Origin of the sequence: Pluralibacter gergoviae ATCC 33028 = NBRC 105706 (assembly GCF_001598855.1) — a bacterium.
GTDB lineage: Bacteria > Pseudomonadota > Gammaproteobacteria > Enterobacterales > Enterobacteriaceae > Pluralibacter > Pluralibacter gergoviae.
Genome location: NZ_BCZS01000067.1, coordinates 1 through 6,144, shown reverse-complemented (window position 1 = coordinate 6,144; position 6,144 = coordinate 1). Strand labels below are relative to the sequence as shown.

Sequence of the window (6,144 nt, the reverse complement as noted above, 5' to 3'; positions counted from 1 at the left end):
GGTTGCAGCGGCCGTAGCGGCCTGAACTTGCCCGCGCCGATCTTGGCGCTGCTGCGCCAGAGGTAATCGCCGGTCAGGTTGATGTGCTCCCAGCCGAGCGGCGACAGGTACTGCAACAGGCCGTCATCGACGGCTTGACCGTGGCCACGCAAGGCGTTCGCGGCCCGCTCCAGATAGACCGTGTTCCATAGCACGATGGCCGCCGTCACCAGGTTGAGGCCGCTGGCCCGGTAGCGCTGCTGCTCGAAGCTGCGGTCGCGGATTTCCCCCAGGCGGTTGAAGAACACGGCGCGGGCCAGCGCGTTGCGCGCCTCGCCTTTGTTCAGCCCGGCATGCACGCGGCGGCGCAGCTCGACGCTTTGCAGCCAGTCCAGGATGAACAGTGTGCGCTCGATGCGTCCCAGCTCACGCAGGGCGACGGCCAGGCCGTTCTGGCGCGGGTAGCTGCCAAGCTTCCTGAGCATCAGCGAGGCCGTCGCCGTGCCCTGCTTGATCGAGGTGGCCATCCGCAGGATTTCATCCCAATGGGCGCGGACGTGCTTGATGTTGAGCGTGCCGCCGATCATCGGTTTCAACGCCTCGTAGGTGGCATCGCCCTTCGGGATGTAGAGCTTGGTGTCGCCCAGGTCACGAATGCGCGGGGCGAAGCGGAAGCCCAGCAGGTGCATCAACGCGAAGACGTGGTCCGTGAACCCTGCCGTGTCGGTGTAGTGCTCCTCGATCCGCAGGTCGGATTCGTGATACAGCAGGCCGTCGAGCACGTAGGTCGAGTCGCGCACGCCGACGTTCACGACCTTGGTGTGGAACGGCGCGTACTGGTCGGAGATATGGGTGTAGAACGTCCGCCCTGGGCTGCTGCCGTATTTCGGATTGATGTGGCCGGTGCTCTCGGCCTTGCTGCCGGTGCGGAAGTTCTGGCCGTCCGACGATGACGTGGTGCCGTCGCCCCAATGCTCGGCGAAGGGATGTCGGAACTGCGCGTTGACCAGCTCGGCCAGTGCCGCCCCGTAGGTTTCGTCGCGGATGTGCCAGGCTTGCAGCCAGGCCAGCTTGGCGTAGGTCGTGCCGGGGCACGATTCCGCCATCTTGGTCAGGCCCAGGTTGATCGCGTCGGCGAGGATCGTGGTCAGCAACAGGTTTTTGTCCTTGGCCAGGTCGCCTGACTTCAGGTGGGCGAAGTGCCGGGTGAAGCCCGTCCATTCGTCTACCTCCAGCAGCAATTCGGTGATCTTGACGTGCGGTAGGATCATCGCCGTCTGGTCGATCAGGGCCTGTGCGGTATCGGGCACCGCCGCATCGAGCGGCGTGATCTTCAGGCCCGACTCCGTGATGATGGCGTCCGGCAGCTCGTTGGCCAGCGCCATGCGGTTGACGGTGGCGAGCTGCGTTTCCAGCAGCGTCAGCCGGTCATGCAGGTACTGGTCGCAATCGGTGGCCACGGCCAGCGGCAATTCGCTGGCCTGCTTGAGGCTGGCGAATTTCGCGGGCGGCACCAGGTAGTCCTCGAAGTCCTTGAACTGGCGCGAGCCTTGCACCCAGATGTCGCCGGAGCGCAGCGCGTTCTTCAGCTCCGACAGCGCGCACAGTTCGTAGTAGCGCCGGTCGATGCCGGTGTCGGTCATCACCAGCTTCTGCCAGCGCGGCTTGATGAACTCGGTCGGCGCGTCGGTGGGCACCTTGCGGGCGTTGTCGCTGTTCATGCTGCGCAGCACCTCGATGGCGTCGAGTACGTCCTTGGCGGCGGGCGCGGCCCGCAACTTGAGCACGTCGAGAAATTCCGGCGCGTAGCGGCGCAGCGTGGCGTAGCTCTCGCCGATGCGGTGCAGGAAATCGAAGTCCTCGGGTTGCGCGAGCCGCTGCGCTTCGGTGACGCTCTCGGCGAAAGCATCCCAGGACATGACGGCCTCGATGGCGGCGAACGGATCGCGGCCCGCTTGCTTGGCCTCGATCAGCGCCTGGCCGATGCGCCCGAACAGCCGCACCTTGGCATTGATCGCCTTGCCGGATGCCTGGAACTGCTGCTGATGCTTGTTCTTGGCGGCATTGAACAGCTTGCCCAGGATGCGGTCATGCAGGTCGATGATTTCGTCGGTGACGGTGGCCATGCCCTCGATGGCGAGCGCCACCAGGGTCGCGTAACGCCGCTGCGGCTCGAACTTCGCCAGGTCGGCGGGCGTCATCTGGCCGCCCTCGCGGGCGATCTTGAGCAGCCGGTTCTGGTGAACCAGCCGCTCGATGCCGGAGGGCAGGTCGAGCGCCTGCCACGCCTTGAGGCGTTCGATGTGTTCCAGCATGTGCCGCGAGTTCGGTTTGACCGGGGATTGCCGCAGCCAGGCCAGCCACGTCGTCTTGCCGTTGTCGCGGCGCTTGAGCAGATCGTCGAGGCGACGGCGATGCACGTCCGTCAGCGGCTCAGCCAAGGCGTCGTAGAGACGCCGGTTGGCGCGGGTAATCGCTTCGGCGCTCGCCCGCTCGACGGCGTTGAGGGCGGGCACAATGACCGACTGCCGCCGCAGGTGCTCGATCAAGGCTCTGGCCAGCACGATGCCCTTGTCGGTTTGCATGGCCAGCTCGGTCAGCAACTGGACAGCCTGCCGGTAGTGGCCAATCGTGAACGGCTGGAAGCCGAACACCGTTTGCAGCTCGACCAGGTGCTCGCGTCGGGTCTGCTCACGCTGCCCGTACTCGTCCCAGCTTTCGATGCCGACCTTGAGCTGGTTGGCGACCAGTCTCAGCAATGGCGGGAACGGTGGCTCATCAGCGCCAAGGATGACGCCGGGAAAGCGCAGGTAGCAGAGCTGCACCGCGAAGCCCAGCCGATTGGCCGGGCCGCGCCGCTGCCGGATGATGGAGAGGTCGCTTTCGCTGAACGTGTAGTGACGGATCAACTCATCCTTGGTGTCCGGCAACGCCAGCAGGCTTTCGCGCTCGGCGGCGGAGAGGATCGAACGGCGGGGCATGCGGTTTCCTTCTTCTTGAAAACGTAGGTTTGTGACAAGCCCGCCAAGGCAACCGGCGCGGCACGGGAATCAAGGCATTGCGATTCTCGAAAATAGTTCTTGAAATTCTATTCTTGATTGCATATCATCTCAACGAGTTTCGATAAGAAAGGATGCGCATGCGACCGTCTGTTGTGCTTGACATGAAGCGAAGCGCAGTGCGTGAAGCGGTAGGCCGCTTTCGCGCCGCGAACCCGCGCGTCTTCGGCTCGGTGCTGCATGGCACCGACCGGGATGGCAGCGACCTCGACCTGTTGGTCGATGCGCTGCCCGGTGCCACGTTGTTGGACTTGGGCGATTTGGAAGAAGAACTGAAATCGCTGCTCGGCGTTGACGTCGATCTGCTGACTCCCGGCGACCTGCCGCCGAAGTTCCGGGCCAAGGTGCTCGCGGAGGCGCAACCGATATGAGCGAGAACCGCCTGCCCGATTACCTCGACCACATTCAGCAGGCCGCAACCGATGCGCGCAGCTTCGTGGAAGGGATGGCCAAGGACGACTTCTTGGCCGACAAGCGCACCCAGCAGGCCGTCATCATGAGCCTGATCGTCATCGGCGAGGCGGCCACAAAGGTGATGGATGGCTACGTCGAGTTCACCCAGGCGCATGCCGACGTGCCGTGGCGCAGCATGCGCAATATGCGTAATCGCATGGCTCACGGCTATTTCGACATCAACCTCGATGTGGTGTGGGAGACGGTACAGGAATGGCTGCCGGCGTTGCTCCAGCAATTGCCCGCCGTGCGTCAGGATGCCGACGATGAAGACCGTAACGACAACTGTGAAAGAGGGATCTCCGATGACTGTTGAATCGAGAATATTTTCTGTAGCCGAGTATGTTCAGCCGTCCGAAGGCGAGCCTATTCGTTCCGTTGTGCTTGAAACCCGAGACTCAATTATCGTGGTTTGGCATGTCCATCCCGGGCAGGAAATTGCGGCTCACATTCATCCTCACGGCCAAGACACGTGGACTGTTTTGTCGGGAATGGCTGATTACTTTCAGGGCAATGGGATTGTTCGTGCCCTCAGGGAAGGTGAGATAGCCGTGGCAAGACCGGGCCAAGTGCACGGGGCGCGAAATACAGGTACCGAGCCATTTGTGTTAGTCTCGGTTGTGGCATCAGCCAATGCCGGTTTCGTATTGGCTGAGCGATAGAGCCCAATCTCTGGAGTTGGTCCAATGAGCGGTCGGGGAGATAGGTAACAGACATGCAGCGGACACGGCTGCTAAACCAGGTCGCAAACCTCCTTGCGTCGCAGCGTGCCGCAAGCGACGCGATCAATCGAATGGGGTCGGCATGAGACTGAACACCATCCAGTTCCCGACCGCGTAGCCGCCTGTCCTGCCGATCAGGTCTTGACCATCGACGCCTGGGATCAGTCCTGAATGTTCTTGGAGACCACTACGTTATGAGCCGCAGCCGCCGCAAAACACCCATCGTCGGGCACACGACCTGCGGCAGCGAGCGCGAGGACAAGAAGCTCTGGCATCAGCGCTGGCGCACCCGTGAGCGCACGGCGCTGACCAGCGCGTCGCCCGAAGCCCTGAGCGCCCATCTGCCCCTGCTGGAAAACCAGGCCAGCAGCGTCTGGTCGATGGGCAAGGATGGCCGCTCCTACTGGCCCGTCAAGCGCCAGGCCGCCACGGCGGATCGCATCGCCAATCACAAGGGACGCAACCCGCAAGAACGCGCCTCCCTGAAAAAGCGCCTGCTGCGCAAGTGGATGAGCAAATGAAGCTCTCCTTCCATCAGCACATTGCGCTGTTCTGGATGATCGGTGCTCCGGGCGTCTTCGCGCCCGTGATCGAGAACGCCAAGCGGCCCGATGCCGGCGCCGTCATGGCGTGGGGTGTCGCGATCGTGGCGGTGATGATCCTCTTCACCCCTTTGCTGCTGCGCTGTCCACCATTCCGGCGCTGGTATGGCCGGACGGATGCGCTGTCGGAGCGGCAGCGCCAGGCGCTTGCCGAGCGCGGCCTGCGCCGCTACTACCAGACCGCTTTCGATGACGGCTACGTGCCCCGCGTGATGCCCTACGTGTGGCGCATCATCTGGACGGTCGGCGGGTTGATGGCTGTGACCGCCGTACTGCCTACCAACACCGGACGGCCAGCCTTCGATGCCTTGGTGGTCTTCTCGACCTGGTATCCGATAGGCGTGATGCTGCTGGTTTTCGCGTCGAGGCCCCTTGGCCGGTTGATTCGCCAAAGAGCACAGGAGCGGCGGAAATGAGCACGTCAACCATCGAGGCGCTGGCCAGCGCCTGGGCAAGGATTGCCGAGGAAGCGGAATTCCCCGCTGACTACGAGGGGACTGCCACACCACAAGCGCATCGGGCTAGCGAAGCTATTCAGGAGCAGATTCGGGAGCGCATCGTCGCCACCAACGACATGCGGCTGTTCAGCCTGCTGCACCTGCTGGGTCAGGCGTCGCTGCGCATGGAGCAAGCGCTGTGGCCGGAGGATTACGAGCGGATGACGCGCGAGGTTGAGGAAGCCCTGCGGCAAGCCACCGACGCCAACGCCAGATCGTACACCCACGAAGAAGTGATGCAGGCGATGCAGGAACGCATCGACCGGGCGCGAGACAAGCCATGTTGATTGGCTATGCGCGCGTCTCGACGCAGGATCAGAACCTGGAGCTGCAACGCGAAGCCTTGAGCAAGGCCGGATGTAAAAAGGTCTTCGAGGACAAGGTGAGTGGCACGCGGGCAGACCGGCCTGGCTTGGCCAAGACGCTCGAAATGCTGCGCGAAGGCGATACTTTGGTCGTCTGGAAGCTCGACCGGCTGGGCCGGTCGGTCAAGCAACTGGTCGATCTGGTCGGCGATCTGCACAAGCACGGTGTCCAGTTCAGGAGCCTCACCGACTCCATCGACACCGGCACACCATCCGGGCGGTTCTTCTTCCACGTCATGGCGAGCCTTGCCGAAATGGAGCGCGAGCTGACCGTCGAGCGCACCCGCGCCGGGCTGGAAGTCGCCAAGCAGCTCGGCCGCAAAGGCGGCCGCAAGCCGAAGATGACCGACAGCAAGATCGAGTCGGCCAAGAAGCTGCTGGCCAGCGGGGTGCCGCCCAAGGACGTGGCCAAGAACCTCGGCGTGTCCATTCCGACGCTGTACCGCTGGGTGCCAGCCTCCACGCAC

Annotated in this window: 8 protein-coding genes; 7 read left to right on the top strand and 1 reads right to left on the bottom strand. The window is 63.4% G+C overall.

Going from position 1 to position 6,144, the window contains the following annotated elements:
• On the bottom strand, positions 1-2,960 hold a 2,960-nt coding region (locus ENGE1_RS25920), incomplete at its 3' end, for a Tn3-like element ISPa38 family transposase (RefSeq protein ID WP_009309936.1).
• 158 nt (positions 2,961-3,118) lie between these two features.
• Between ENGE1_RS25920 and ENGE1_RS25915 the strand changes: the two genes are divergently transcribed.
• The 7 genes from ENGE1_RS25915 to ENGE1_RS25890 all read left to right on the top strand — a co-directional run.
• A complete protein-coding gene (locus ENGE1_RS25915; protein WP_001247892.1) occupies positions 3,119-3,409 on the top strand; it encodes a nucleotidyltransferase family protein in 291 nt (96 codons plus the stop codon).
• Complete coding sequence (locus ENGE1_RS25910; protein ID WP_001293886.1) at positions 3,406-3,807, top strand: HepT-like ribonuclease domain-containing protein; 402 nt, start codon at positions 3,406-3,408, stop codon at positions 3,805-3,807. The genes ENGE1_RS25915 and ENGE1_RS25910 overlap by 4 nt, the downstream gene beginning before the upstream one ends.
• Positions 3,797-4,153, top strand: a complete 357-nt coding sequence (locus tag ENGE1_RS27755; RefSeq protein WP_000215515.1) for a cupin domain-containing protein — start codon at positions 3,797-3,799, stop codon at positions 4,151-4,153. The genes ENGE1_RS25910 and ENGE1_RS27755 overlap by 11 nt, the downstream gene beginning before the upstream one ends.
• 254 nt (positions 4,154-4,407) lie before the next feature.
• A complete protein-coding gene (locus ENGE1_RS25905; protein ID WP_003100858.1) occupies positions 4,408-4,734 on the top strand; it encodes a hypothetical protein in 327 nt (108 codons plus the stop codon).
• The gene (locus ENGE1_RS25900) at positions 4,731-5,231 is read left to right on the top strand and encodes a hypothetical protein (protein ID WP_003100856.1); all 501 of its coding nucleotides are present in this window, start codon (positions 4,731-4,733) and stop codon (positions 5,229-5,231) included. Before ENGE1_RS25905 ends, ENGE1_RS25900 begins: the two co-directional genes overlap by 4 nt.
• A complete protein-coding gene (locus ENGE1_RS25895; protein ID WP_003100853.1) occupies positions 5,228-5,599 on the top strand; it encodes a hypothetical protein in 372 nt (123 codons plus the stop codon). The genes ENGE1_RS25900 and ENGE1_RS25895 overlap by 4 nt, the downstream gene beginning before the upstream one ends.
• Positions 5,593-6,144, top strand: a 552-nt coding sequence (locus tag ENGE1_RS25890; RefSeq protein ID WP_021243029.1) for a recombinase family protein, incomplete at its 3' end; no start/stop codon positions are given. The genes ENGE1_RS25895 and ENGE1_RS25890, both read left to right, overlap by 7 nt.